The sequence below is a fragment of the Kitasatospora sp. NPDC093102 genome (genome assembly GCF_040683915.1).
In the GTDB taxonomy this organism is placed as follows: Bacteria; Actinomycetota; Actinomycetes; order Streptomycetales; family Streptomycetaceae; genus Kitasatospora.
Genome location: NZ_JBFBFA010000053.1, coordinates 18,291 through 43,164 on the forward strand (window position 1 = coordinate 18,291; position 24,874 = coordinate 43,164).

26 protein-coding genes and 2 pseudogenes are annotated in these 24,874 nt (G+C 71.0%); 13 read left to right on the forward strand and 15 right to left on the reverse strand.

The genetic code is table 11. The annotated features are described in order from the left end of the window. The first annotated feature begins 5 nt into the window (after positions 1-5). Positions 6-1,217, forward strand: a complete 1,212-nt coding sequence (locus AB0O11_RS34940; protein WP_363395158.1) for a cytochrome P450 — start codon at positions 6-8, stop codon at positions 1,215-1,217. A 183-nt stretch (positions 1,218-1,400) separates the two neighbouring features. Continuing rightward, positions 1,401-1,589 carry a TetR-like C-terminal domain-containing protein gene (locus AB0O11_RS34945; protein ID WP_363395161.1) on the forward strand — a complete coding sequence of 63 codons (189 nt, stop codon included), beginning with the start codon at positions 1,401-1,403 and terminating at the stop codon, positions 1,587-1,589. Positions 1,590-1,681: 92 nt separating this feature from the next. Here AB0O11_RS34945 and AB0O11_RS34950 read toward each other — a convergent pair whose 3' ends face one another. Then, the gene (locus tag AB0O11_RS34950; RefSeq protein ID WP_363395164.1) at positions 1,682-3,268 is read right to left on the reverse strand and encodes a Na+/H+ antiporter; all 1,587 of its coding nucleotides are present in this window, start codon (positions 3,266-3,268) and stop codon (positions 1,682-1,684) included. 444 nt (positions 3,269-3,712) lie between these two features. Here AB0O11_RS34950 and AB0O11_RS34955 point away from each other — a divergent pair. Further along, positions 3,713-3,802, forward strand: a pseudogene (locus tag AB0O11_RS34955) (threonylcarbamoyl-AMP synthase); the annotation flags it as partial. A gap of 76 nt (positions 3,803-3,878) precedes the next feature. On the opposite strand, the gene AB0O11_RS34960 reads toward AB0O11_RS34955, so the two are convergent. Further along, positions 3,879-6,104 carry an MMPL family transporter gene (locus AB0O11_RS34960; protein WP_363395166.1) on the reverse strand — a complete coding sequence of 742 codons (2,226 nt, stop codon included), beginning with the start codon at positions 6,102-6,104 and terminating at the stop codon, positions 3,879-3,881. A 221-nt stretch (positions 6,105-6,325) separates the two neighbouring features. Here AB0O11_RS34960 and AB0O11_RS34965 point away from each other — a divergent pair, with 221 nt between their 5' ends. From AB0O11_RS34965 to AB0O11_RS34980, 4 genes are read left to right on the forward strand one after another with little or no spacing between them, the layout of a single operon-like run. Further along, on the forward strand, positions 6,326-7,651 hold the full coding sequence (locus AB0O11_RS34965) for a sensor histidine kinase (RefSeq protein ID WP_363395169.1): 1,326 nt from the start codon (positions 6,326-6,328) through the stop codon (positions 7,649-7,651). Next, positions 7,648-8,379: a response regulator transcription factor gene (locus AB0O11_RS34970; RefSeq protein WP_363395172.1), complete on the forward strand. Its 732-nt coding sequence runs from the start codon at positions 7,648-7,650 to the stop codon at positions 8,377-8,379. The genes AB0O11_RS34965 and AB0O11_RS34970 overlap by 4 nt, the downstream gene beginning before the upstream one ends. A 37-nt stretch (positions 8,380-8,416) precedes the next feature. Then, complete coding sequence (locus AB0O11_RS34975) at positions 8,417-8,686, forward strand: hypothetical protein (RefSeq protein ID WP_363395175.1); 270 nt, start codon at positions 8,417-8,419, stop codon at positions 8,684-8,686. Next, positions 8,683-9,111, forward strand: coding sequence for a DUF6262 family protein (locus AB0O11_RS34980; protein ID WP_363395178.1), 429 nt, complete (start codon positions 8,683-8,685; stop codon positions 9,109-9,111). Before AB0O11_RS34975 ends, AB0O11_RS34980 begins: the two co-directional genes overlap by 4 nt. Here the strand turns inward: AB0O11_RS34980 and AB0O11_RS34985 are convergent. From AB0O11_RS34985 to AB0O11_RS35010, 6 genes are all read right to left on the reverse strand, one after another. After that, positions 9,105-9,617, reverse strand: a complete 513-nt coding sequence (locus AB0O11_RS34985; protein WP_363395181.1) for an NUDIX domain-containing protein — start codon at positions 9,615-9,617, stop codon at positions 9,105-9,107. The two genes, AB0O11_RS34980 and AB0O11_RS34985, sit on opposite strands and share 7 nt — an antisense overlap. A gap of 252 nt (positions 9,618-9,869) precedes the next feature. Then, a complete protein-coding gene (locus tag AB0O11_RS34990) occupies positions 9,870-10,544 on the reverse strand; it encodes a response regulator transcription factor (protein ID WP_363395184.1) in 675 nt (224 codons plus the stop codon). 510 nt (positions 10,545-11,054) lie between these two features. Next, on the reverse strand, positions 11,055-11,183 hold the full coding sequence (locus tag AB0O11_RS34995) for an aborycin family tricyclic lasso peptide (protein WP_363395187.1): 129 nt from the start codon (positions 11,181-11,183) through the stop codon (positions 11,055-11,057). Positions 11,184-11,298: 115 nt separating this feature from the next. Continuing rightward, complete coding sequence (locus AB0O11_RS35000) at positions 11,299-12,051, reverse strand: ABC transporter permease (RefSeq protein ID WP_363395190.1); 753 nt, start codon at positions 12,049-12,051, stop codon at positions 11,299-11,301. After that, positions 12,044-12,946: an ATP-binding cassette domain-containing protein gene (locus tag AB0O11_RS35005; protein WP_363395193.1), complete on the reverse strand. Its 903-nt coding sequence runs from the start codon at positions 12,944-12,946 to the stop codon at positions 12,044-12,046. The genes AB0O11_RS35000 and AB0O11_RS35005 overlap by 8 nt, the downstream gene beginning before the upstream one ends. Positions 12,947-13,132: 186 nt before the next feature. After that, on the reverse strand, positions 13,133-14,266 hold the full coding sequence (locus tag AB0O11_RS35010; protein WP_363395196.1) for a sensor histidine kinase: 1,134 nt from the start codon (positions 14,264-14,266) through the stop codon (positions 13,133-13,135). Between the two features lie 490 nt (positions 14,267-14,756). On the opposite strand from AB0O11_RS35010, the gene lspA reads away from it, so the two are divergent. Further along, a complete protein-coding gene (gene lspA / locus AB0O11_RS35015) occupies positions 14,757-15,263 on the forward strand; it encodes a signal peptidase II (protein ID WP_363395199.1) in 507 nt (168 codons plus the stop codon). 40 nt (positions 15,264-15,303) lie between these two features. Here lspA and AB0O11_RS35020 read toward each other — a convergent pair. The 3 genes and pseudogenes from AB0O11_RS35020 to AB0O11_RS35030 form a co-directional block, all read right to left on the reverse strand. Further along, positions 15,304-15,770, reverse strand: a pseudogene (locus AB0O11_RS35020) (transposase); the annotation flags it as partial. A 259-nt stretch (positions 15,771-16,029) separates the two neighbouring features. Then, on the reverse strand, positions 16,030-16,881 hold the full coding sequence (locus AB0O11_RS35025) for an NAD(P)H-binding protein (protein ID WP_363395202.1): 852 nt from the start codon (positions 16,879-16,881) through the stop codon (positions 16,030-16,032). A 276-nt stretch (positions 16,882-17,157) separates the two neighbouring features. Continuing rightward, the gene (locus AB0O11_RS35030; RefSeq protein WP_363395205.1) at positions 17,158-18,039 is read right to left on the reverse strand and encodes an SDR family oxidoreductase; all 882 of its coding nucleotides are present in this window, start codon (positions 18,037-18,039) and stop codon (positions 17,158-17,160) included. A gap of 90 nt (positions 18,040-18,129) precedes the next feature. Between AB0O11_RS35030 and AB0O11_RS35035 the strand changes: the two genes are divergently transcribed. Further along, positions 18,130-18,708: a helix-turn-helix domain-containing protein gene (locus AB0O11_RS35035; protein WP_363395208.1), complete on the forward strand. Its 579-nt coding sequence runs from the start codon at positions 18,130-18,132 to the stop codon at positions 18,706-18,708. Positions 18,709-18,925: 217 nt separating this feature from the next. Here the strand turns inward: AB0O11_RS35035 and AB0O11_RS35040 are convergent, their stop codons facing one another. Beyond that, on the reverse strand, positions 18,926-20,035 hold the full coding sequence (locus AB0O11_RS35040) for an FAD-dependent monooxygenase (protein ID WP_363395211.1): 1,110 nt from the start codon (positions 20,033-20,035) through the stop codon (positions 18,926-18,928). A gap of 178 nt (positions 20,036-20,213) precedes the next feature. Here AB0O11_RS35040 and AB0O11_RS35045 point away from each other — a divergent pair, with 178 nt between their 5' ends. Further along, complete coding sequence (locus AB0O11_RS35045; RefSeq protein ID WP_363395214.1) at positions 20,214-21,170, forward strand: TetR/AcrR family transcriptional regulator C-terminal domain-containing protein; 957 nt, start codon at positions 20,214-20,216, stop codon at positions 21,168-21,170. A gap of 95 nt (positions 21,171-21,265) precedes the next feature. Here the strand turns inward: AB0O11_RS35045 and AB0O11_RS35050 are convergent, their stop codons facing one another. Further along, positions 21,266-21,427 carry a hypothetical protein gene (locus tag AB0O11_RS35050; protein WP_363395217.1) on the reverse strand — a complete coding sequence of 54 codons (162 nt, stop codon included), beginning with the start codon at positions 21,425-21,427 and terminating at the stop codon, positions 21,266-21,268. A gap of 316 nt (positions 21,428-21,743) precedes the next feature. Here AB0O11_RS35050 and AB0O11_RS35055 point away from each other — a divergent pair, with 316 nt between their 5' ends. Next, entirely contained in the window at positions 21,744-22,454 is a 711-nt protein-coding gene (locus AB0O11_RS35055; RefSeq protein WP_363395220.1) for a hypothetical protein, read from the forward strand. Positions 22,455-22,783: 329 nt separating this feature from the next. On the opposite strand, the gene AB0O11_RS35060 is transcribed toward AB0O11_RS35055, so the two are convergent. Further along, positions 22,784-22,906: a hypothetical protein gene (locus tag AB0O11_RS35060; protein WP_363395223.1), complete on the reverse strand. Its 123-nt coding sequence runs from the start codon at positions 22,904-22,906 to the stop codon at positions 22,784-22,786. Here AB0O11_RS35060 and AB0O11_RS35065 point away from each other — a divergent pair, their 5' ends adjacent. After that, positions 22,907-23,236 (forward strand): hypothetical protein, encoded by a 330-nt coding sequence (locus tag AB0O11_RS35065; protein ID WP_363395226.1) that lies wholly within the window; start codon positions 22,907-22,909, stop codon positions 23,234-23,236. A gap of 25 nt (positions 23,237-23,261) precedes the next feature. Here AB0O11_RS35065 and AB0O11_RS35070 read toward each other — a convergent pair whose 3' ends face one another. Next, entirely contained in the window at positions 23,262-23,579 is a 318-nt protein-coding gene (locus tag AB0O11_RS35070; protein ID WP_363395229.1) for a hypothetical protein, read from the reverse strand. A gap of 197 nt (positions 23,580-23,776) precedes the next feature. Between AB0O11_RS35070 and AB0O11_RS35075 the strand changes: the two genes are divergently transcribed. Further along, complete coding sequence (locus tag AB0O11_RS35075; RefSeq protein ID WP_363395232.1) at positions 23,777-24,784, forward strand: S41 family peptidase; 1,008 nt, start codon at positions 23,777-23,779, stop codon at positions 24,782-24,784. Positions 24,785-24,874: the final 90 nt, after the last annotated feature.

Here is a 24,874-nt window from a genome sequence, read left to right on the forward strand (position 1 = left end):
ACCCCATGGCCGCCGCCGACACCCTCCTGGAACGGATCACCGACTACGCCAACCGCCCCAACCCCTACCCCCTCTACGCGGAACTGCGCGAAGCCGGTCCCGTCGTGCAGCAGGCGGACGGCAGCTACCTGATCGGCACCTACCACGAGATCGCCGCGCTCCTCCACGACCCACGCATCAGTGCCGACCCCCGCAGCCTCACCGCCCCATCCGCGCAGCCATCCCACGAGACACCGAAGCCGCCGTTCCTACGGCTCGACGACCCCGAGCACCACAGACTGCGCAGCCTGGCCATGCGACCGTTCGGCCCGCCGCACAGCCCCGGCCGCGTCGACGCCATGCGCAGCCAGATCACCGAAGTCACCGAGGAACTGCTCCAGAACCTCCAGGACCGCACCCAGATCGACATCGTCGACGACTTCGCCTACCCGCTGCCCGTCACCGTCATCTGCCGACTGCTCGGCGTCCCCCAGGAGGACGAACCACAGTTCCGGCAGTGGTCCGACGCGATCGTGGCCTCCGCCGACGTCAGACCCGGCGAGGAGTCCTCCGCCGAGCGGGACCGGGCCGGCGAGCAGGCGCGGATCGAGATGGGCCAGTACCTGGTAAACCTCGCCGAACAGCGCCGCGGCCAGCCCACCGGCGACATGCTCTCCGCCTACATCAACGAACCCGACCCGGCCATGCGGCTCACCCACGAGGAACTCGCGCAAACGGCCGTACTGCTCCTCATCGCCGGACACGAAACCACCGTCAACCTCATCACCAACGGAGTCCTCACCCTGCTGCGCCACCCCGACCAACTGGACCGGCTGCGCCGCGAACCCGGCCTGCTACCGGCCGCGACGGAGGAGCTGCTGCGCTACGAGTCCCCGGTCCACATGCGGCAACGCATCCCCCTCGCCGACGTGGACATCGCCGGCACCACCCTTCCCAAGGGCACCTCCGTCGTGCTCGCGCTGGCCTCGGGCAACCGCGACCCCAAGCGGTTCCACGATCCCGACCGGTTCGACCCCGCCCGCCCGGACAACCAGCACCTCGGCTTCGGCAGCGGCATCCACCTGTGCTACGGCGCACCGCTCGCCCGCATCGAAGCCCAGGCCGCGCTCGGCGCACTGATCCCCCGCCTCACCGGCGCAGGCCTCCTCCAGGACCCACCCCCCTACCGGCACGCCGCCATGCTCCGCGGCCCGCGCCACCTCCCCATCCGGCTCTGAGCTTGACTCTGTCGGGGATCTCGATGTTCGGCCGCCTGTGATCACGGTGGTGCGTCAGGTGCGTCAGTCCTGCGGGTGTACAAGGCCCGTGGGCCAGGTCTGCAGGGGCCGGCACGGCCCCTGCCCGACATCCCCGCCGACCGCCGCCCCGCTCATCGTGGCCCGCTTCACCAAGGGTGTGCCGTGACCCGCGGCGAACTCCCGCCGGACACGGACCCGATGCTCCTGACGGACCTGCTGGCCGGAGCCGCCTGGCTCCGGATCGTCTTCCATCAACTCCCGCTCGACGAGCACTACGCCACGCGTGCCGTCGACACCGTCCTGACCGGAGCCGCCCCGGCGGTCCGGACAGGAGGTCCGTCCGCGTCCTGAAGGGTTCGCCGAAGCCGTAGTGCCGGGCGTGGTGGTAACTGCGACCGAGTTCGCGCAGCACAGATGCGGGTATCGCTTGCCGCACAGACCCGTCAGTCACGGGCACGGAGGCTGGCTTCCTCGAGGTCGAGTTCGCGCTGGATCCGGCGCCGGGTGGCGTTGCTGATCGTGTTTGCTTCGTAGAGGCGCTGGAGCTCGGCCGCCTCGATGCCGATGAGTGTCCGGCGAATCTCGCGGTAGGCGTCGGCGGGACGGGCGTCCGGGTCGCTGTAGTGGGCATCTTCCGCTTGGTGGATGCGCGCTTCCAGATCGCGACGGGCCTGTTTCAAGGCGGCCTCAGCGGCGGTGCCCAGTTCGGCGAGCTCATCCAGATCGCCAAGCTGTTTGAGCTCTTCGAGAGCGGTGTGGGCAATGTGCCGGCGGGTCCGGGCCTCCTCGCGGGCGGTGTGCTCCGGTTCCAGAGCGATGCCCGAGCGGCGGACGACAGGAGCGAGGGTGAAGCCCTGGAAAACGACGGTGAGCGCGATGGTACCGGTGGTGAGCGTGAGGATGAGCGCCCGGTGCGGCAGCGGCGCCCCGGTGTGGGTGACCAGGGGGATGGAGAGCGCGGCAGCCAGCGGCATGACGCCTCGGGTGCCCGCCCAGGACAGGACGGCCGGAACGCGCCAGGAGAGGCGACTGTCGCCCTCCTTGTGCCGGTACTGGATCAGGGCGGACAGCGGGAAGATCCACAGCAGGCGGATGGCCAGCACAGTGAAGGCGATCACCGGCACCCACAGCGGCCAGCCGTGCTCGTCGTGCGCGAGGTGACGGACGGTGGAGGGGAGCTCGAGACCGATGAGGGCGAAGACGACGCTCTCCAGCAGGAAGGTCACGGTGTCGTAGACGGCGTGGATCTGGAGACGGATGGGGGCGTTGCTGAGCTTGTGGCCGGTGCTGCCGAGGACGACCCCGGACACGATGACGGCGGTCACGCCGGAGGCGTGCGAGTCCTCCGCGATGACGTACGAGGCGTACGGCGTGACCAATGCGATGACGGTCTCCAGCACGGGTTCCTCGGTCCGTCTGCGGATGAGGGTCACCACTGCGGCGGCCGCCGCGCCGATGAGGGCTCCTCCGCCCGCGAGGATCAGGAACTGCTCGACGGTCCCGGACACGGTGATGGCGCTGCCGGAAACCGCGGTCGCCACGGCGACCTTGTACAGAACCAGCGACGTGGCGTCGTTGAACAGGCTCTCCGCCTGCACCATGGCCTGCACACGCGCTGGGAGGGACAGGCGCCGGCCGAGTGCGGTAACGGCCACGGGGTCGGTGCTGGCCAGGACAGCGCCGAGGATGAACGCGGTCTCGATGGTGAGCGGGGTGATCGCTCGGGCGACGTACGCGACGGCGACGGCCGAGGCCAGGACCAGACCGAAGACCAGGCCGGTCACAGGCCGCCACACACTGCGCAGGTCGCGGACAGAGATTTCCCCGGCCGAGGCGTAGAGCAGGGGCGGCAGCACCAGCACGCTGATCACGTGAGGCGGCAGGCGGACCTCGGGAACCCAGGGAATGAGCCCGACGACCAGACCGGCGATGACGAGGAGCGAGGGAGCGGGCAAGCGCCAGCGCCGGGCACCGGTCGCCACGGCCGTGGCCAGGACCACGAGCAGCAGGATGACGGTCAGGCCAGTCATACAGTGTCCCCGGTGGGTTACGGCTTGTTACCCCCTCTGACCATGTGCTCTATCAACGTAACCGGATTACAGATGCCAGCCCACCGCACAACGGCGGCCTCGGCGACAAGGGCTGGCCCCCTGGCCGGCGTACGGTGAAAAACGGCTGCTTGAATCGCTCCGCGAGGAGGCACGCCGTATCGACGTTCATCCGTCGGGCACTGGTCACCGTCATTGCCGCGCCCTTCCTGGTGGACGAGGTGCGGGCGGCGGAGCTGCACCCGATGCACCTGTTGGACGGCCGCGCGGCCGGAACGTGGGGCGTCAGGCGTCAGCACCGGGTGACGCCGGCTTCCGCGACGGGCCCGGGCCGTCCGGACTACCGAGGACGCTCCGGGGTCGGCGGCGGCAGCAGGGCCGGGGAGTCGTCGCCGACATGCCGAGAAGCGTTGAACTCGTCGACGGGGCACGGTGCCGACCACGGTCGTCGACTTCTCCGACGGCGGGGCCGAGATCACCCGGCGCGGCGCCGGCGACCCGGCGCGCTTCGAGTGACGGGCCGGGCGCCCCGTGGAGGGGACGCCCGGCCCGGGTGGCGCAGCCGTACACGGCGGATGCCTCGGCGGACGCCTCAGCGGACGCCGATGTGGTCCGGAGCGGGGCGCGGCGGGGCGACCGGGGCCGGGGCGGCATCCGCCGCCGGGGCCGGGGCCGGCCGGGCCGGCCACCACAGGGAGCGGCCGAGGAGAACGGCCAGGGCCGGAACCACCGCCAGGGAGAGGACCAGGGCGGAGAGCAGGATGCCGAGGGTCAGTGAGAAGGCGATCTGCTCGCTGCCCGGGGTGGTGGCCAGGGTCGCGAACGAGCCGGCCAGGACGATGCCGGCCAGGACGATGCCGGCCGTGGCGACGGCGGGCGCGGTGTGCCGCACGGCGCGGGCCACGGCGGCGCGCGGCGGGCCCGGTCGGTGCATCTCCTCGCGGATCCGGTCGGTGATGAGGATGTTGTAGTCGGTGCCCAGGGCCACGACGAACAGGAACAGCACCAGCGGGAGCGTGAAGGCGACGCCGGGCTTGCCCAGGCCGTGCTGGAACAGCAGCGTGGCGGCACCGAGGGTGGCGGCGAAGCCGAGGCCGACGGCGAGCATCAGGACCACCGGGGCGAGCAGGCTGCGCAGGAGCAGCAGCAGGATCAGGGCGATCAGGGCGGCCGCGACCGGGAAGACCACTCGCAGGTCGTGGTCGACGGCGGTGGAGATGTCGGCGAAGACCGCCGCCGTGCCGCCGACGTGGGCGCTCGTCCCGGCCGGGGTGTGCGCGGCGACCGCGGCACGGACCGGTCCGGAGGCCAGGTCGCGGGCCCGCTGACTCTGCGGGTCGGCGTTCAGGTAGAGGTCGATCCGGGCGGCGCGGCGGTCCTCGCTGAGGACGGTCCGGCCCACCTGGCCGACCCCCTCGACCCCCGTCAGGGCGCGGGAGAGGCCGTCGAACCGGCCGGCGTCGAGGGTGCCGCCGTCCGCGGCGACGAGGTAGACGCTCGTCGGGTCGGACACGCCGGCCGGCAGGGCGCGGGAGATCTCGGCGGCGGTGGCCGTGGCCGCCGTCGTGGTGCCGTCCGCCAGGCTGTAGTCCATCCGGACCCCGACCGCACCGGCGGCCAGTGCACCGAGCAGGGCGACGGAGGCCGCCAGCAGCGCCAGCGGCCGGCGGGCGACGAGGCCGCCGAAGCGGCCGGCGACGCCGTCCCGCGGAACCCGCTGCAGACCGCGCGAGGGCCAGAACATCCGGCGGCCGCAGGCGGCCAGCAGGGCGGGCATCAGGGTGAGGCTGCCCAGCAGCATGACCAGCACCGCGACGGCGATCGCCGGGCCGAGCGACCGGAACTGGCCGAAGGTCGCCACGCCCAGGGTGGCGAAGGCCGCGACGATGGTCAGCGCGGCGGAGGTGATCGCGGTGCCCACCCGGGCCGACACCTCGGCGGCGGCCTCCCGGGCGGGCTGGTCGGGCCGTGCCCGCAGGTGCTCGCGGAACCGGAAGAGCAGGAACAGCAGGTAGTCGACGCCGATGCCGAGCAGGACCACGGAGATCAGGCTCGGGGTGGAGGCGTCCAGCTTCAGTCCGGTGAGCGCCGCGGCGCCGGCCACGGCCCCGCCGGCCACGCCGCCGATCACGGCGACCGCGAGCAGCGGCAGCACGGCCGCGAGCACGCTGCGGAACACCAGCACGTTGAGCAGCACGATCAGCACCGTGACGAGGGAGCTGCCGACCAGGGCAGCGGTCCGGTTGGCGTCGGCGCTGTCGGAGGCCTGGGCCAGGCCCCCGGTGAACCCGGTGCGCATCCCGAGGTCGGCGAACCGCGCGCGGGCGTCGTCCCGGAAGGCCTTGTAGACGCCCCGCACCCCCTCCTCCATCGCGTTGCCGGTCAGCTCGACCGCAAGCAGTTCGAAGGTCCGGTCGGGCGCCACCGCGGCGGGCGCGATCCGGGGCGTCTGGGAGCGGTCGAGCACCAGGAGCTCCGGCTCCTCCTCCTTCCTCGGCATGACGACCCGGCGCTTGGCGAGCTTCGCCGCCTCGGCCTCGACCTGCTGCTGGTCGGCGGCGGTCAGCGGCGAGCCGTCGGTCCGGGCGACCAGCACCGTGACCGTGGTGGCGTCCGGGTTCACGCCGAAGTTCTCCTCGGCGATCCGCAGCGCGGCCGCCGAGTCGTAGCTGCGCGGCAGGAAGTCCCCGCTCTGGGACCCGGTCACCCGGGCCATCAGCATCGGTGCCAGGACGGCCAGCCCCATGCCCAGTACCGCCCAGACGGCGATGACCTTCCATGCGTGTCTGGTGGAGAACCCGGTCAGTGCGCGGATCACGATTCCTCCGGCTGATGGACGCGAACGTCGGTGTCTGCGCCGGGGGTTCCCGGCGTACCCCCAGACCATCAGGACGAGGGGGTGCCGGGCGTCCGGGCAGCGGACGATCCGCGCCGGGGCCCGGGGTCCTCCGCCCGGGGCGGGACCGGGACCGTGGTCCTGGTCCGTCCTCCCGTCGTCGGCCGAGGGGACCACGTCCGGGCCACCGGGCCGGTGCCAGAATGGCTGCGTCAGTGATCAGCCAGGAGGACCAGATGGACGGGCGTCAACGCTCCGGGACGGCCGTGGACACGGACGGCCCGCCGAGGGGGCGGGCGGGGAACGGCCCCGGCGGACTGCCGGGACGGTGGACGGACGGACTGCCGGGACGGTGGACGGACGGGCTGCCGTGGACCCAGGCCGACGCCCTGGTGGCCGTCTGCGCCGGCACGCTCGACCTGCTCGGGCACCTGCTCCTCGGCCAGGTGGCCGGCGGCCGGGGCATCACCGTGCCGGTCTTCGCCCTGGTCGTCCTGTCGGGCCTGCCGCTGCTCGTCCGGCGCAGCCGCCCGCTGCCCGCGCTTGCCGCCGTCCTGCTCCTCCAGACGGCCATCGACCTCTCCAGCACCCCGCTCGGCACCCACTTCGGCGCCGTACTGACCGTGGCCCTGTTCGCCGTCGGCCGCACCTGCACCCTCCCGGTGACCGCGGCCGCCGTCGCGGCGACGGCGGTGGTGACGCCGCTCGGCCAGGGCCACTTCCACGACCTGACCTGGGAGGGGGTCCTCGCTGCGCCCCTGTCCGCCGCCCTGGTGGGCGGTACCGGCCTGGCGGTCTCCCGCTGGCAGCGGGAGGTGGCCGCCAACCGCCGGCTGCTGGCCGACCGCGCGGTCGCTGAGGAGCGCCGCCGCATCGCGAGGGAACTGCACGACATCGTGGCCCACCACATCACCACCATGCAGCTGATGGCCGGCGGCGCCCGTGCCAACCTCGGCAACCCTGAGGTGGTCCGGGACGCGCTGGTGACCCTGGAGTCCTCGGGACGGCTGGCCCTGCGCGAAATGCGCCAGTTGCTGAACGTCCTGCGGGCCGGTGACGAGCCCGACGCCGCCCCGCCGCTGCCCCAGCCCTCGGTGGAGGAGGTCGACCGGCTGGTGGACGAGTCCTGCCTGGCCGGGCTGCCGACCGAGTACACCGTCGACGGGCCCCGGCGCCCGCTACCGCCGACCGTCGGCCTGACCGTCTTCCGGATCGTCCAGGAAGCCCTCACCAACGCCCGCAAGTACGCCGGCCCGGCCCGGGCGTCCGTCCGCCTGGCGTACCACCCCGACCGGATCACCGTCGAAGTGCGGGACGACGGCGGCGGCGTCCCCGTACCGGAGGGCGCCCCGGGCACGGGCCGGGCGGGGTACGGCCTGATCGGCATGCGCGAACGCGTCGCCCTGCACGGCGGCACCCTGGAGACCGGTCCCCAGCCGGGCGGCGGCTTCGCCGTGGTGGCCGAACTGCCGCTGTCCCCCACCGAATCGGCCGAGGCCGCCCTCCAGCACGGCGGGGCCCTCCGGTGACCGGCACGGCGAGTGGCGCCGGGCCCGCCCCGGCGATCAAGGTGCTCATCGTGGACGACCAGCCGCTGGTCCGTCGCGGCCTGTCGCTGATCCTCTCCCCCGACCCCACCCTCGCGGTGGTCGGCGAGGCCGAGGACGGGGAGCGGGCCGTGGCCGCCGCCCTGCGGCTGCGCCCCGACGTCGTGGTGATGGACATCCGGATGCCCGTCCTGGACGGCGTCGGCGCGACGGAGGAGCTGGCCCGCGTCCTGCCCGGCTGCCGCGTGCTCGCCCTCAGCACCTTCGACATGGACGAGTACGTGGTGGCCGCGCTGCGCGCCGGTGCCCACGGGTTCCTGCCCAAGGACGTCTCCCCGGAGGACCTGGGCGCGGCGATCCGGACGGTGCACGCCGGGGAGGCGGTGGTCGCTCCGCGCCTGCTCACCCGGCTGATCTCCGCCTACGTCCGGACCCCGGCGGCCGCCTCCCCGCCGCCGGCCGCCGTCGGAACGGGCGAGCTCACGCCCCGGGAGGTCGAGGTGTGGCGGCTGATCGCCACCGGCCTCGACAACACGGCCATCTCGCTGGCCCTGGACATCAGCGTGTCGACCGTGAAGAACTACATCACCAGCATCTTCGGCAAGCTCGAGGTCCGGGACCGCGCCCAGGCGGTCATCGCGGCCTACGAATCCGGCCTGGTCACCGCCCGTACGGGGAACGGCGACCAGGCCGGAGGAGGGGTGCTCTAGCGAGCAGCGGAAGCGGCCGTCACCGGCGCAGAGCGCCGTGCCGAGCACGGCCTCGAAGTGCTCGACGTCCTTCGGCGCGGGCGCGACGTTCGCGGTGACGGCGACGGTGGCACACGGATATCCGATACCCAAGGACAACGTCCGGTTCCTCCAGCGGCGGGCCGAGCACACGGCCCTCACCAAGCTGCTGGACACCCTCCGCGCCGAGCCCGGAGGCGCCGTCCAGGGCGCCGGCTGCGGCGCCGCCCCCAACGGCCCCGTCCCGCTCACCCTCGGCCTCGACCGTCACCGAAGGACCCGGCCATGACCGACGACGCCCGCGCCAAGCGCGCCCGGACACTTGCCACCGCCGCGAAGGCCAAGTCCCAGGCCAGGACCGCCGCGGCAGAGAAGGCGATCCGCATCCTGGTCAAACGCGGTGAGCCGATCACCTTCCAGGCTGTCCAGCGCGAGGCCGCCGTCTCCCACGCCTTCCTCTGCAACCACCCGGACCTGCGAGGACGCATCGAACGACTCCGGGCCCAAGCCCGCTCCGTTCCCGCACCGACGCCTCCGGCGGACGAGCAGAGCATGCTCGTTCTCGCACTGACCGGCCAGATCACCCGACTGAAGAAGCAGCACCGAGTAGACGTACAGGCCCTGCGGGACGCACTTGAGCAAGCCCACGGCGAGAACCTCGACCTCCGACGCGAACTCGCCCGCCGCGGCGGAGTCACAGCAGCCGCTCAGTGAATGCCGACCCGATCAGCCATCCATGCCGCGTGCTGACGGATGCGGGAGACATCGTCGGGAAAGCAGCTTTCCCAGCCCTCGTCCAGACGCATCCATGCCACCGGCTGTCCGGCCTCTGCGACCAATGGGGTTGCTGCATCAAGGACCGCGGCATACGACAACCCGAGAGTGACAGGAAGGTCCGGGTGATAGGAGCGGACCGCAACGGCTGCCGGCTCGGGCAGCAGTTCCGCCCGAAGGCCCGTCTCTTCGAAAAGCTCCCGGATCGCGCCCTCGCGCGGCGTCTCCCCGGCCTCGACCTTCCCGCCGGGCGGGACCCACCCCCGCCACTGGTGCTTCACCAGCACCACCCGAGCAAGGTCCTCGTCGAACACCCAGACCTCGGCTCCAAGAGGCTCCATCGGTCCTTGCCTGGCAGCGGCCAGCCACTGGCGGGCCCCGTCGAACTCGGCCACCGCCCGCCGGGCATCGATGACCGCCGCCTCGACGGCACGCTCGTCGACCACATTCCGAACCATCGGGCCAACATACGGTGCCCCACCGACATCGAAGTCACGTCGCATCGATCTCATGAACGTCTCAACCAGTGGAAAATGCCGAATCTGAACGCGAACCGTTGATAGCGGGCGGGGTGGGCGAGACGGTGTTCGGTGAGGAAGCGGGCCAGATCCCGGTGAAACGGCTTTCGCGGCCGGGCATTTGGGAGAGCTGCCCCACTTAGCACGAAGTGACCATGGTAACCGGGTGTGACAGCGGACTCAGGCGGGCATCCCCGGCTCGGCAAGACCGCTTTCGTAGGCGATAATGACCAGTTGGGCACGGTCGCGTGCGTTCAGCTTGGCCAGGACGCCGCTCACATGGGTCTTCACGGTGGGCAGGCTGATCACCAGCTGCTGGGCGATCTCGGCGTTCGACAGCCCGTTCGCGATCAGCACGAGCACCTCTTGTTCCCGCTTGGTGAGCCCGACGAGCCGCGGGACCGGCCGAGCCGTCTTCCGGGCGCGGGAGAAGGTCTCGATGAGGCGGCGCGTGACCGTGGGTGCCAGGACGGCCTCACCGGTGGCGATGACGCGGATACCGGCGACCAGGTCCGAGGGTGAGGCGTCCTTCAGCATGAATCCGCTCGCGCCTGCCTGGAGGGCCGGGTAGACGTACTCGTCCATGTCGAACATCGTCAGGGCCAGCACACGTACGCCGGTCATGGTCTCATCGGAGCAGATCTCCCGGGTGGCCGCGATGCCGTCCATGAGGGGCATGCGCAGGTCCATCAGGACGACGTCGGGCCTGAGTTCCCGGGCGAGTTCCACCGCCCGGGCGCCGTCACCGGCCTCGCCGACGGTCTCCATCCCCGGTGTCGAGTCGACGAGGACACGGAAGCTCCCGCGCAACAACGCCTGATCGTCCGCGATCAGCACCCGGACCGCCTCGGCCATCCCGCATTCCTCGCAAACTGCTCATCGAGCCCTCGAAGTCCGCGATTCTAGCAGCAGCGCCTGTTCCGTTTCCTCAACTGCCTTTGCTCACAGCGCCTGTTGAGGACAGCCCGACGGGAGACCCAAGCCCCCCCCGGCCAGCCGCACCTGTCACGAGCCGTCGAGCACCAGCTCACCCGTCCCGGTCTCCCCGACCGTCACCTCGGTGCCATAGGGCTCCGCGAACCGGGCGATGTCGGTGAGGATCTCCTCGGCGCCGGCAGGGTCCGCCAGCCGGGGTGGCGGTGGACCAACCGGCCGAAGCCGCGGTCGACCGGGTGGAGACGGTCGCCCCCCAGGACGCCGTCGTCGACCATCGGGTGGGCGAACCCACCGAGGAACTCACCAGGTGTCTCCGGCGTCGGTCCGGCCTGGTGAAGGCGGCCGCGTTGTCCGGAAGAACTACGAATTCCATGTCGCCTCGTTCCCTGGGTGGTGCCGGTGCGCCTGAGCGCACCGGCACCCCAGTGATCAGAAGAAGCAGACGACGGCGTAGCCGCAGCCGACGAAGTCCTGGCAGTGCCCGATGCCGAGGCACTTGGTGAGCTCGTCGAAGTCGCCGACCTCGTGCAGGGCCCGGGGCTCGTAGACGGCGGACATGATTCCTCCCAATGGTGGGATCGTCCGGGCCGACCTGTTCGGCCCGTGACCTGTCTGGGAACCTACGCAGCGTCATGTCCCATGGTCATGGGTCATGTGCCTCACGACCGTCCCGTCACCCGTCCCAACGCCGGTGACGCAGACAGCCGACCGCCAGTGCCGCGACGGTCCACACGAGAAGGACGACGAACCCGGTGAACGCGTCGTCCGAGCCGACCGTGAGCATCCGCATGCCGGCCCGGTCGGGGAGGTAGCGCACCATCTCGTTCGTCGCTCCGATGGTGGACAGGATCTGGGACCCGGCGAGCACCATCGGGAGCAGGACGGCCAGCGGGACGACGGCGCCGCGGGCCGTCGCGGCCACGCCTGCCGCGAACAGGCTCATCAGCGTCAGATGGACCACGGCGCCGGCGAGGGCGCGGGGGACACCACTCGCATCGATGCCGGCGCCGTGGGGACCGAGGGCGAACTGCGTGAGCAGGTAGCCGAGGACGGTGACGGGGATCGCGACGGCCACCGCGGCGGCAGCGGTGACGGCCACCTTCGCCAGGTAGAGCCGGCCGCGCCGGGGCACGGCGAGCAGCGAGACCCGCATCATGCCGGACGAGTACTCGCTCGAGACGAGGAGCACGGCGAACACGATCAGCGCCAGCTGGCCGTAGAGGACGCCGTCCGTGCCTGTCTGCTCGGGGGTGAAGTCGGAGCGGAGCAGTGCGCTGTTGGATTCGATCGCTTTCCTCGCGGACCAGCCGCCCAGGGCGGAGAGGAAGAGGCTGGCGGGAGCGAACAACAGCAGCGCGCCGAACGTGCCGCGGATGCCTCGCAGTTTGGTGAACTCGGCCCGCATGGCCGCGGCCGTCTCAGACATGGGTGCTGCTTCCTTCGTTGCCGGTGAGCTTGAGGAAGGTGTCCTCGAGCGATCCCGTGTGGGTGCTCAGCTCTTCGAGCGGGAGATCGCCCGCCGCGGCCAGCCGGTTGATCTCGGCCGCCGTCATGCCGTCGACTTCCAGGCTGCCGTCGTGTGCGAGGCGCAGCGAGGCGCCCTTCCGCTCCAGTTCCTGGTGCAGGCGCAGGGGTTCGGAGGTCCGTACCCGCACATAGGTCCGTGCGTGGCGTCGGATGAACTCCGACGTGCTGGTCTGGGCGAGCAGTTGTCCGCGGCTGATGACGATCAGATGGTCCGCGACCATGGACATCTCGGTCATCAGATGGCTGGAGACGAGGACGGTCCGGCCCTCTGCGGCCATCGAGCGCAGCAGGTCGCGCAGCCACCGGATGCCCTCCGCGTCCAGGCCGTTGACCGGCTCGTCGAGCACCAGGACGGACGGGTCGCCGAGCAGGGCCGCGGCCAGGCCGAGCCGCTGTCCCATGCCGAGGGAGAACGTGCCGATCCGCCGCCGGGCCACTCCGGTCAGGCCGACCGTCTCCAGGACCTCCGCGACCCGGCGCCGGTCGATCCGGTTGCTCTGCGCGATCCAGCGCAGATGGTCGGCGGCGGTCAGGCTGCGGTGCGGGGCCGCCGTCTCCAGCAGGGCGCCGACCTGCCGGGCGGGGTACGTCAGGTCGTGATAGGGGTGGCCGCCGATGCGGGCGGATCCGGCATCCGGGCGGGTGAGGCCGAGCATCATGCGCATCGTCGTGGACTTCCCGGCCCCGTTGGGGCCCAGGAATCCGGTGACGGCGCCCGACCGCACCGTGAAGGTGAGGCCTGCCACGACGGTGTTCTCCCCGTACCGCTTGGTCAGGTTCTGGACTTCGATCACATGACGAGTCTCGTCGGGCGGGCCCGTCGGCCGCATCGGTCCGGGGTCGGGATTCCGCGGCGGCCCGCGCGGGCCGAGCCCATACCTGCGGATGAGTCCGGTAGCCGCGAACGGTCCGGAACCCGCAAACGGTCCGGCTCCGGTACCCACGAACGGTCCGGGTCCGGAACCCGCGAACGGTCGGGCTCAGTACGGCAGTGTCGCCACGATCCGGAAGCCACCGCCCGGCCGCGGCCCGGCGCTGAAGGTGCCCCTGTGTGCGGCGACCCGCTCCGTCATCCCGACCAGGCCCATTCCCCCGCCGGGCACGGTGGGCCGGTGCCCGGGCCCGGGGCCCTCATCGGTGATCTCGATCGTCAACGTGCCCTGTACGGCGGCCAGTCGGACCTGGCAGCGGGTGGGCGAGGCATGCTTGACGACGTTGGTCAGGGCCTCCTGGACGATCCGGAACACGGACAGCGCGACACCGTTCGGGGGCTCCTCCTCGTACTCGGTCCGCAGGTCGACGCGGACTCCGGCCGCCTCGGCCGTGCGCACCAGGGCCGGCAGGTCCGTCAGTCCCTGGACCGGCCGCAGGTCGTCGGCGCCGCCGTCCTGCTCTCGGCGCAGCACCTTGAGGGTGTCCCGCATGTCACGCAGCGCCCGGCGGCTGATGTCCTCGATCACCGCCAGGGCTTCCCTCGCCTCGTCGGGGCGGATGGTGACCACGTGGTTGGCGACGCTCGCCTTGATCGCGATCAGGCCCACGCTGTGGGTGACGACGTCGTGGATGTCACGGGCGATGCGCAGGCGTTCCTCGACCTTCGCCTGCTCGGCCGCGTGCTCGATGGTGCGACGCAGGCTCTCCCGCCGTTCCCTGACCGCGGCCCCCGTCGCCCAGGTGGCGCCGAGGACGAGCAGTCCGAGCACGATCTGTACGGCCCTGCTCCCGCCCCGGTAGCCCTGTCCTCCCGACACCGTCATCAGGATCGCGCCGGCCGCGCACGGCCAGGCGACGAGGGCCGCGGACAGCCCCGGTCGCCCCCTCCTGGTGGTCGCCACCAGGTACAGGGCGTAGGCGGCGGCGAGGAAGGGGGTCGGCCCGAGCCCGGCGGCCAGCGCCACACAGGCGGCAGTGAACACGACCACGAACACCGGGACCGACCACAGCCTCCGTACGACCAGTGGCAGCGCGGTGCCCAGGGACAGCAGCCACACCGCGGTGGCACTCACCTCGCCGCCGTCGGCCGGACGCAGCACCGACACCTGCGGGAGGAGTACGAACCCGAGCGCGGCCAGCACGTCCAGCGTGATCAAGCGCCGACGAGGAACATCACCCATGTGCCGAACGTATGGGGCCGGTTCGAGGCACGTCCAGTACGGGCGTGGATCAAGGCCGGCACGTGCTGCGATTGTGCTGTGGATGTGCTGTTGCTCGCTGGCGTGGCTAAAACCACTGGCGACCACGCCACCGCCCTGTTGCCCCGGGCCGCGGTCCATGACGTCGCCTACGTGCCCGGCGCGCCGTTCTCCGCGGACCAGGTCGGCCCGGCGACCCTGCGGCTCTCGTTCACCAAACACCCCTCCGGGACGGTCAGGGAAGGGCTGGCACGCCTCGCCGAAATCTTCAAGTGCCCGTCGTGGCTCGCCGACGCGCGGCAACGGCGAGGGTGCGCTCCCGTTCTGACGGTGTGCTCCCGTTCCTGGGAACGCTCGTGCACAAGCAGCCGTCACCTACAATGCGGCCATGACTGGCTTACTACGCCTACGGGTTGCGCGAGGAGCTTCCTTACCCGGTGACACGCCTCGACGACTGGGAACCATGACAGCCGTGGCACTCGCGCTGCTGGCGTCGGATTTCATCACCAAACAGATAGCGCTGACACATTTCTCGGGGACCGATCCGACAGAGACACTCGGCGGGCTTCTGAAATTCACGCTGGTCTTCAATTCGGGTGGAGCATTCTCCATCGGCGAGGGGGAGACATGGTTCTTCACTACGGTGAAGATGATGGTCGTCGTCCTCATGCTGGTGGTGTCGCCCCGAATCCGTACTCCCCTCTGGGCGGTCTCCTTCGGGCTGGTCATCGCCGGGGCAGCCGGAAATCTCGTCGACCGGCTGTTCCGGGACCCATCTCCGTGGGAGGGACGCGTCGTGGACTGGATCCAACTGCCGCACTGGCCGGTCTTCAACCTCGCCGACTGTGGCGTGGTGTGCGGCAGCGCCCTGGTGATGTGGGCCTCGACACGCGGCATCCGCCTGGACGGCACGCGCGCGTCCGAGGCGCCGACCGAGCCGGGCGGAACGGAGCAGACGGCTGAGGGGAGGGACCAGTAGGGCAGTGACTCCTCCCCCGGCTGATGCCGGGGGCTTCTCGCTAGCCCTTCCGGGTGTTGCGACGGGCCTGCCCGGCCCGGAGGACGTTGACGGCTCCCACCGTGTCGGCGTGTGCCCGGTGGCCGCAGCCGGTGCAGTGGAAGATGTCCTGGGGGGCCGGTTCTCCGCCGCAACATGCCCACATGTGGGGCATGTCCGGGAGGTGTTGCGGGGGGCCACAGCGATCACTTCCCGCCCGGCGCTTTCAGCCTTGGCACGCAGGATCGCAAGGAACACCCCCCATCCGGCATCCGATATCGAGCGGTTGAGTCCGGCCTTGGCCGCGGCCCCGTTGGGGAGAAAGGCACCCGGCCGCTCGGGGTCAGGCCTCGGCGCGGGAGCCCTGACCATGCTACGGATCCTGAGGTCCTCGTGCGCGATCAGATCATGCGCGCGGACCAAACCGAGGGCGGTCTTGTGGGCATGGTCGAGCCGTTGACGGCGGACCTTACGGTGCAGCCGGGCGACGGTCTCTGATCGGCTGCTAGCAGGTTCCCCCGGGATCCCTCGTCCGCCCTGGTGGGGCGGGCGAGGGATCCCGGCAGTCCGGCCGCGTCCGCCGGCACGGCCTGCCACCCGGCCGGTTCCGACGCCTCGGCGGACGGCGACAGCAGGGTTCACCTGATCGGGTGGCAGGTCGCGCGGCCGGGCGGGTCAGAACAGCTGGGGCGGAGAAGCCGGAGTGCCGGGCAGACCGGGCCCCGTATGGCTGGTCAGCACGACAAGCTCAGCGGAAGTCGTCGGCGTGGTCGACGGCCCACTGGGCGTAGGTGTGTGCCGGAGCGCCGGTGATCTTCTCGGCGATGACGGAGGTCACGGCCGCGACGCCGTCGGTGGCGGCCCACTGACTCACGATCGCCTCGGCCACGACCGGATGCATCGTCCTGGCGACTTCCGCGCGAGCCTGCTCGGCGGAGACGTGTTCGACCCGGATGTGACGGCCGATGGCCTCGCCGATGTGCTCGACCTGGCGTTGCAGGGTCAGGGACTCGGCCCCGTGGATGGTGTAGGCCTGGTGCGAGTGGCCCGGTTCGGTCAGGGCGGTCACCGCCAGCGCCGCGATGTCCTTCTCGTTCACCGGTGCCGACTGTGCGAGCGGATAGGGAAGGCGGACGACGTTGTCCGTGCGGATCGATTCGGCCCACCAGGTGCGGGTGTTGGTCGCGAATGTCCCCGGCCTGAGGAACGTCCAGTCCATGCCGGACCGTTGGACGGTCTGCTCGATCGTGCGGTTCAGGCGGGCGACCGGGTGGTCGGCGTCGAGGTCCAGGACGACCGACACCGACGAGAGCAGAACCACCTGCCGGATCCCCGCAGCTGCGGCCGCCGCAGCGACCTTCTCGATGTCGTAGGGCTTCTGGGGGTCGAGCATTCCGTACAGGAACACCTTGTCGGCACCGTCGAACGCTGCGGGCAGCGTCTCGGGACGATCCAGGTCGGCGACGACTGCTTCGCACCCAGGCGTCAAGCCCGCGGCTGGGGTCCTGGTGACTGCTCTGACCTGCTCACCGGCGACCAGCAGGCCGTCGACCACATGACGACCGACGTTACCGCGAGCGCCGAAGACAACTGCCACCATGATGGAACCTCCTGTTTGTTGTGGACATGAATTGCCGCATTGGCGCGGGTGGTGCGAGATGTGTCGCTGCCACGCGGGTGGCGGACCGGCGCCGGCGGGCCTGGTTGTTGGCGATGGTGTGGGGAACACGTCGGGAGCCGGAGCGCGTCGACCGCGGGATGTGCGGGTACGAGATGTCGCTGCGGCGAGACGGTCGGTCGCGAGTGACGTAGGTGAGGGTTGGCCGCTGCCGACGTGAGCGCCGGCAGCGGGTCCGCCCCGATCGTCGGTCGCCGATCAGGGCTGGATGTTCTCCAGGTCCTCCAGAAGGCTGGGGTGCTTCGGCTCCCAGCCGAGCGCCTGCCGGGTGCGGGTGCTGGACGAGGGCTGGTCGGCCTTGAAGATCGGGCCGAGCGGGCCGTAGGTCTCCTCCGGCACCGACTCGACCGGCAGGCCCAGCCGTCGGCCGATGACGGCCGCGATGTCCCGTACTTTGTCCCCCTCGTCGGCCACGGCGTGCCAGGCGGTACCGGCCTCCGCCCGCTCCAGGGCGAGCCGGAAGAGAACGGCCGCGTCGAGCGCGTGGACGGCGGGCCAGCGCTGCGTGCCGTCGCCGGGGTAGCCGGAGATCCTGCTCTGGCGTGCGATGTTGGTCAGCAGACCGGCGAACCCGCCCGTGCCCTCGTTGTGAACCGTGCGCGGCATGCGTACGGACGTGCTCCGGACCCCGCGCGAGGCCAGGCCCAGGACCGCCGTGACCGTGCGACCGCGGCCGCCGACCGGCCCGTCGGTCGGCACCGGGTCGGCCTCGGTGGAGGCACGGCCCGGCACCCAGGGCGTACCCGAGACGGTGACCAAGGGGCGGTCGCTGCCGACGAGTTCCTCGCCGAGGGTGGTGAGGGCGGCGGTCTCCTCGGCAACGTTCTGGGCGAGGGCCTCGGGGCTGCTGAAGTCGTTGCCGAAGGCCAGGTGGATCACCCCGTCGGCCTGGGCGGCGCCGGAGCGCAGGACGTCCAGATCGGCGAGGCCTCCCCGCAACGGCTCGGCGCCGGCTGCCTCGGCGGCCTGTGCGGAGGCGTCAGAGCGGGCGAGTGCGAGGACGGTGTGGCCGTTGCCGAGGAGTTCGGCGACGACGGCGGAACCGATCAGACCGGTGCCGCCGGTGACGAAGACGCGCATGGAAGCCCTCCCAGAAGTGATGGGACTCTTGTCCCGTCACTCACTCTAGCAGAGTGATGGGACAAGAGTCCCATCGCGTATGCTGAACCCATGGGTAGATGGGAACCAGGTGCGCGTGAACGCCTCGTCGTGGCTGCGGTCGACCTGTTCACGGAGCAGGGGTATGACGCCACGACGGTCACGCAGATCGCCGAGCGTGCCGGGGTCACCAAGAGCACCTTCTTCCGGCACTTCCCCGACAAGCGCGAGCTGCTGGTCGCCGGGCAGGAGACGCTGAGCCGGCTGCTGACCGAGGGGATCGCCGACGCGCCTGGTAACGCCAGCCCGCTCGAGGCAGTCGCTGCCGGTCTCGAGCGCGCCTCGACCGCGATGGGCCCCGGGAGTCGCGAGCTCGCCCCCCGACTGAAGGCGGCCGTCGCCGCCAGCGCCGAGCTTCAAGAGCGTGACGCCCTCAAGACCGTCAGTCTCGCGGCCGCGATGACAACCGCTCTGGTCGCCCGCGGCGTACCCGATCCGACTGCGGCTCTCGCGGGCGAGCTGGGCGTCCTCGCTTTCAAACGGGGGTACGCCGAATGGGCCGAGGACGACCGTGGCGCCGAGGACGAGCTCGCCGGGTACACCCTGGCGGCCCTGGACGAACTGCGTGCGGCGAGCGCATCGCTGGGCTGACCGGACGAGCATCGTCCGGTGCTGGTGCGGTGGACGGACGCCGCCGTGGCGGCCGTGACCCGTCTCCACGAAGTTTGAGCACTCTCACCGGACTTTGACCGCTCGCCGCTGGAATCGCCCTGCAACCGGCCAGGTGGAAGACGTCGGCTGGGGAGGCGGGTCCCACAGCATGCCAGTTGGCATCATGGCGGTGGCGGTTTCGAGGCTGCCGGAGAAGTCAGTCGTCGAGTGCGATCGCGTTCTTGGCCCGTTCGACGGAAGCTTCGGCAGCCGGTCCGCCAGGATTCTCGGTGGCGAGCGCCTGGTTGAGCTCGACGAAGGGGCGCATGCGCTTGTCGTAGCAGGCGAAGGCCGTTCGGTGGTCGCCGTCCGCCCGTCGCAGGGCGTCGGCCAGGACGTAGGCTCCCACGAGAGCGAGGCTGGTCCCCTGGCCGGACAGCGGAGAGGCGCAGTAGCCCGCGTCGCCGAGCAGGACGGTCCTGCCGTTCGACCAGCGGTCCATGTGGACCTGCGTCATCGCGTCGAAGTAGAAGTCGTCTGCCTCCCGCAGGGCCTTCAGCAGCCTCGGGGTCTGCCAGCGCAGCGTCGTCATCCGATCGGCGACGAATTGCTTGTGCTGTTCGGCGTCACGGGGGCCGGCGGGAAGCGGTTCGCCTGCGAAGCCGAACGTGATCCTCAGCTCGGTGTTGTCGCGCACCGGGTAGATGCCGTAGCCGGCCTCGTCGTCCCTGAGCCACAGCTGCCAGTCGTCCAGAGCGAGGAAGTTGTCCGCGCTGAAGATCGCCAGATGCATGCCCAGGTGGCGGGTGAACTGCTCCTCGGGCCCGAAGCCCAGCCGTCGCACGGCCGAGTGCAGGCCGTCGGCTCCCACGACCAGGTCGAAGGTCCGGGGGCGGCCGCGCTCGAAGGCGACCCGTACCCCGTCCTCGTCCTGGTCGAGCGCGGTGATGCGGTCTGCGAACATGAACTCGACGTCGGCGCCGGCGTGTTCGTGCAGGATGCGGACCAGGTCCTCACGCAGCAGCTCGATGTCGTCGTTGGCGAGCCTGCCGCTGCTGAAGGTCGTCTCGGTGGAGCGGTGGATCTCCCTGCCGTCGCCGTCCAGCACCGACATGCCGCGCATCCGGGTGCGGTGGGCCCGGGCTTGGTCCAGCAGCCCCATCCGCCCGACGACATCGAGTGCGACGCCACGGATGTCCACCGCCTGGCCGCCGGGCCGCAGGCCAGGTGCGTGTTCCACGACCGTCACGGCGACGCCGTCCCGGTGCAGCAAACGGGCGAGCGCGGCACCGGCGACACCGGCGCCGGAGATCAGAACAGTCTTCATGCAAGCTCCTTCATACGCTGTACGCGCCCTGAATGTACGGCGTATGCGCAGCGCTGCCAACTGTCATTTTCCCTGCTCTGATCTAGGACAGCAGGGTCATTTCGGCCTCCCTCGCCGGTAGGGTCTGAACTAGTACAGATTCGGTGGCGCAAAAGAAATTTTCCAGGGAGCCGACAGCATGGCCTCGCAGTCCGACCCGCCGTTTCGGCGCATCGCCGACGAGATCGCCCGCCGCATCGCCGAGGGAGCGCTCGCCCCGGGCGAGCGCGTGCCGTCGACACGCCGGATCGCCCGTGAATGGGGAGTCGCGCTCGCCACAGCCACCAAGGCCCTCACCACGCTCCGCCTGGAAGGGCTGGTCGAGGCCCGCCCCCGGGTCGGTACCGTGGTAACGGCCAGAGAGAACCCGGCATCGGTGGAGCATAGTGCCCCGTCCAAGCGCCGCTCTGCGTCCATGGCCCTCTCCGATCACGAACTGAGCCGCGACCGGATCGTCCGCGCCGCGGTGGACATCGCAGATGCCGAAGGGCTGAGCGCGGTGTCGATGCGCAGCGTCGCCGCCAGGCTCGGTGTCGCCGCCATGTCCCCCTATCGGTACGTCAACAGCAAGGACGACCTGGTTCTCCTGATGGCGGACGCGGCGTTCGGCGAGGAGACCTACCCGGTCGAGCCACCGGAGGGGTGGCGGGCCCGCCTGGAACTCGGTGCACGCACCTTGTGGAGGATCCACCGCAGGCATCCCTGGCTCGCGCAGGTCGGCTCCCTCACCCGCCCCCTGATGCTTCCGGCCCTGATGGGCCACGCGGAATGGGCGCTCGCCGCCCTCGACGGCCACGGCCTCGATCCGGAGACCATGCTCGACCTGCACGTCCTGCTCTACAGCTACATCCAGGGGATCGCCGTGCACCTCGAACGGGAAGCCCAGGCCGAGGCTGCCACCGGCCTGTCCGAGGACCAGTGGATGGACCTTCAGGCCCCCGCCCTCGCGGCGATCACCACAGCGACCCGGTACCCCGTGTTCACCAGGATCGCCAGCAGTTGCAAGGACGGTTACGACCTCGACCTGGACACGCTGTTCGAGTTCGGCCTCAAGCCGCTCCTCGACGGCATCGCCCTCATCGTCGAGGCTGCGTGACGGCGATGAGGTGCTGATCCTGGCCTGCCGACTACCCCTCCGCCACCTTGCGCCGCCCCGCCGGCATCCGGTGATCTGCGAGGCTGGGACTGGTGTCACGGCGTGTGGTCACCGGAGGCATACCGGCTCCACAGAGCTCCGACCTCGGTGGCGACGCAGGCGGTGGTGACCTCGGTGCAGCCGAGGGCCTGGTCGGACAGCCACCGCTCGTAGAGGAAGATCTGGCGGTCGATGCGGGCGAGGACACCGCTGTCCATCAGCAGATCCCGCAGCAGGGTGGCTGTTCGCCAGCCGGGTGCTTCCTGCAGGCCTTCGTGGGACAGCGGGATGGTGCCGGCGGCCGGGGCTTGCAGGAGCTCGGTCGCGTCGCCGCCGCGGAGCCAGAGCAGACGGCTGCGGGGGCGGTCGGTGCGGTCGGTGCATCGGGAGTCCTTTCAGCACGGGCCGATCGTTGTCGACCGGGGATCGCTCGCGACCGCCTGTGCCTCGCACTGGTAGTCGTCACCGCGGATCGCGCTCGGCCTGGGGAAGTGCACCGGAGTCTCAGCGGTGTCTCTCGTGCAGAATGCGTCCATGATCGACGACTACCGGGCCGGTGATGTGCTGATGCTGGAGTGCCCGTTCACCGAGGCCACGGTCACTGAAGTCTCCCGCTACTACGTTTCCGTACGGTGGCCGTGGTTGGAGGTGGACCCGCAGGCCAAGAACATCAGGTGGAACGGCCAGCGGGCGCTTCCAACGCCTGAGGCCGGTGAGTGGGAGATCTTCCGAACGGAACCGGCGGAGACCGTGGTCAGGGCGGGTGACACATGCCTCGTAGGGATCCCCGCGACCGTGGTGCACGTCCAGGCGGTCTATCACTTCGATCCGCCCCAGGTCACCGGCATGCTGCCGCGGCCCGCGTCCTGTCTCGACCTCCTGCGGCAGGGTGACACCTATGACCCCGAGCTTGAGGACCAGGCTTGCGCACTCGATCCGGCCGGCGGTGAACCGATCCGCATCGAGCTGCTCTTCCGCCCGTACGCATTCCTTGCACCGGGCGATGAGGTAGCCGACAGGAACGGGCGCGTCTGGCGGTTCGATGCGGCCTGGGACTGGCACCCCTTCGACGGTCAGCATTCCGGAGCCCCGGCCTGGCCACTGGCTCTGCTCTCCCGCAACGGTGAGCCGACGCCGGAGGAAGTTGCGACGGTTGCCCGGGCGACGGCGGTAGGCAGCCACGCGCAGGCGCTGGAACAGTGGACCGGACTCACTCTTGCGCAACCAGTTGCCCATCAGCGGTAAGCGACAGGACAGCGGGCGCTGGGCTCCGATCCGCTCGAACGGGCGCGCGGTGACGGTTCGGACTGCGACGTGACAGCTGTCGCTGCGAGGCACGCTGCTTGAGTGGGCTGATGCGAGTTGTCCCGGCGCGTTGTCCCGGCGCGTTGTTCACCGAGTGCGCGGGCGAGTTGGTCACGGAGTTGCTGGTTCTCCTCGATGAGGCGCCGGATGCGGGGGTTGGCGGCTTCGAGACACCGCAGCAAGGATCCGCCGGAGGTGCGCTGACGTGCAAGAACCGGCGATCCGGGGTCGCGGCGCTTTCGCGGCCGCCGGGGCGGGCCGGCGTGGCGTCAGGCCGGGACGGCGTCGTCGGGCAGGGCGTCGACGATCGCCTCGACGGCCGCCTGCGCGCCGTCCACCTCCTGGAGCCTGCCGTCGGCGAACCGCAGGCGGTAGCGGCCGTCGCCGATCACATGGTCCAGGTCTACCTTGGCGCCTACCGCCCCGGCGACGCGGCCCAGCTGCTCACCGACCTGCGGGCGTACGCGGAGCGCTGCAAGACCTTCACCGGGAAGAGCGTGGACGGCAAACCGATCCCGATGACCGTGACGTTGAAGCCCGTGCCGGGGCTCGGTGACGAGGCCTTCGACATGAAGAAGGTTCCCACCGGCCCGTACAGCAGCGATGAGATCGTGGTGACCCGGATCGGCGACCGGGTACTGTTCCTCAGCGGCGACGACATCCTGGGCCGGCTGCCGAACATCATGCAGCTGGCAGTCCCGCTGGTGAAGAGCATCAAGTAGGCGGCCCGTCCCCGCCCGCGCCGCGCTACGGCGACGGGCGGGGACCCACCGCCACCCGGTGCCCGACCCACGGCCACGCCGGGTCGGGAGCCAGGGCCGGCGCGGCGACGGCCTGCGCCCAGCGCAGCCACGCACTCGGCTCGACCGTGCCATGCCGCAGCGCGAGCCGGGCGGGAAAGGCGACGTAGGCCTCGCACTTCGGCCGCCGCGGCTCCGTCGCCCCGACCTCCCACCGCACGATCGTCTCCCGCCGGGTCGTCAGAGCCTTCGCCAGGTCCTCCTGCTTGAACCCGCCGACCTTGCGCAGCCGCTCCCGCTCCGCAGGCACCGACAGGTCATCCACCGGGCGCGGGCGCTCCAGCAGGCCGCAACCCTGGCAGCCCCAACGCCGTGCAGATAGGGCGTAGGGCCTGTGCGTCACCTCCCGGGCCGGGGCGGAACTCCGGCTGGAACCGTGCCGGCCAAGGCCGAGTTCGACACTCCCTGAGAATCGCCCCCTGGGGAAGAATCAGCGGACACACGAACCGATCAGGGGAACGCATGAGGTCACAACACCGCTGGGCGATAGCCACCTGCACCGCAGTACTGCTCGTCGGCTGCGCCTCGACGCCGTCGCCGCAGGAGGGCGCCCGCCTGTCGCCCGAGGCTCGCGACTACCTCACCGAGGCCCTGGACCTCATACAGCAGCAATCGCTGCACAGGGCCGAGGTGGACTGGAAGACAGTCCGCGCCCAGGCCTTCGACCGCGTCGGCGAGGCCCGCACCCCTGCCGAGACATATCCCGCCATCAACGGCGCCCTGGGCGCACTCGGCGACCGCCACAGCCACTTCTTTCCACCTGCCGAGGCCGGCGAGGTCGACGGCGACCCCGACGTCGTCGACGCACCGCCGGCACGCCAACTCCCCAACCGGATCGGCTACCTGGCGCTTCCCTCGGTGAAGGGCTCGGACCGCACCTACGCCGAGTACGTTCGGCAAGGTCGCGCTGCGGCCGCCGCGACCGACCGGGCGGGCGCCTGCGGGTGGGTGGTGGACCTGCGCGACGAGACCGGCGGCGGGATGTGGGCGCCGCTCGCGGTGGCGGGGCCGATCCTCGGGGACGGCCCGGTCGGCGGCTTCGTCACCCCGGACGGCAAGCGGGCCGTGTGGTCGATCCGCGGCGGTGTGCCCTACCAGGACGACACCCCGCAGGCCTCCGCCGAGGGCGTCACCCCGCTCACCGTCCCCAACCCGCCGGTCGCCGTGCTCACCGCCCGGAGGACCGGCAGCGCGGGCGAGGCCGTCACCATTGCGTTCATCGGCCGACCGGCCACCCGAAGCTTCGGCCAGCAGACCTTCGGGGTGCCCACCGGCAACGCCCCCCACCGCCTGTCCGACGGCGCCGTCATCGTCCTCACCGGCGCCGCCGAGACGGACCGCACCGGCCATGTCCACGACGGCCCGATCCACCCCGACGAGGAGATAGACACCCCTGCCCGCAAGGGCACCGACCCCACCCTGGACGCCGCCACCGCCTGGCTGTCGGCCCAACCCGCCTGCAAGAGCTAGGGTCCGTCTTCAAACCCCCGTCGTCCGCCCGGAGGGCGGGCGGGGCGGCGTTGGGGTGCGTGCATCGCAAGGCGGAGGAGGGAGTCCATG

Excerpts from the sequence above, each read along its gene's own strand:
- AB0O11_RS34940 (WP_363395158.1), top strand. The coding sequence starts at position 6 with ATGGCCGCCGCCGACACCCTCCTGGAACGGATCACCGACTACGCCAAC.
- AB0O11_RS34950 (WP_363395164.1), bottom strand. The coding sequence starts at position 3,268 with ATGACTGGCCTGACCGTCATCCTGCTGCTCGTGGTCCTGGCCACGGCC.
- AB0O11_RS34965 (WP_363395169.1), top strand. The coding sequence starts at position 6,326 with ATGGCTGCGTCAGTGATCAGCCAGGAGGACCAGATGGACGGGCGTCAA.
- AB0O11_RS34980 (WP_363395178.1), top strand. The coding sequence starts at position 8,683 with ATGACCGACGACGCCCGCGCCAAGCGCGCCCGGACACTTGCCACCGCC.
- AB0O11_RS34990 (WP_363395184.1), bottom strand. The coding sequence starts at position 10,544 with ATGGCCGAGGCGGTCCGGGTGCTGATCGCGGACGATCAGGCGTTGTTG.
- AB0O11_RS34995 (WP_363395187.1), bottom strand. The coding sequence starts at position 11,183 with ATGTCCGCCGTCTACGAGCCCCGGGCCCTGCACGAGGTCGGCGACTTC.
- AB0O11_RS35000 (WP_363395190.1), bottom strand. The coding sequence starts at position 12,051 with ATGTCTGAGACGGCCGCGGCCATGCGGGCCGAGTTCACCAAACTGCGA.
- AB0O11_RS35010 (WP_363395196.1), bottom strand. The coding sequence starts at position 14,266 with ATGGGTGATGTTCCTCGTCGGCGCTTGATCACGCTGGACGTGCTGGCC.
- AB0O11_RS35025 (WP_363395202.1), bottom strand. The coding sequence starts at position 16,881 with ATGGTGGCAGTTGTCTTCGGCGCTCGCGGTAACGTCGGTCGTCATGTG.
- AB0O11_RS35030 (WP_363395205.1), bottom strand. The coding sequence starts at position 18,039 with ATGCGCGTCTTCGTCACCGGCGGCACCGGTCTGATCGGTTCCGCCGTC.
- AB0O11_RS35035 (WP_363395208.1), top strand. The coding sequence starts at position 18,130 with ATGGGTAGATGGGAACCAGGTGCGCGTGAACGCCTCGTCGTGGCTGCG.
- AB0O11_RS35040 (WP_363395211.1), bottom strand. The coding sequence starts at position 20,035 with ATGAAGACTGTTCTGATCTCCGGCGCCGGTGTCGCCGGTGCCGCGCTC.
- AB0O11_RS35045 (WP_363395214.1), top strand. The coding sequence starts at position 20,214 with ATGGCCTCGCAGTCCGACCCGCCGTTTCGGCGCATCGCCGACGAGATC.
- AB0O11_RS35050 (WP_363395217.1), bottom strand. The coding sequence starts at position 21,427 with ATGGACAGCGGTGTCCTCGCCCGCATCGACCGCCAGATCTTCCTCTAC.
- AB0O11_RS35055 (WP_363395220.1), top strand. The coding sequence starts at position 21,744 with ATGATCGACGACTACCGGGCCGGTGATGTGCTGATGCTGGAGTGCCCG.
- AB0O11_RS35065 (WP_363395226.1), top strand. The coding sequence starts at position 22,907 with ATGGTCCAGGTCTACCTTGGCGCCTACCGCCCCGGCGACGCGGCCCAG.
- AB0O11_RS35075 (WP_363395232.1), top strand. The coding sequence starts at position 23,777 with ATGAGGTCACAACACCGCTGGGCGATAGCCACCTGCACCGCAGTACTG.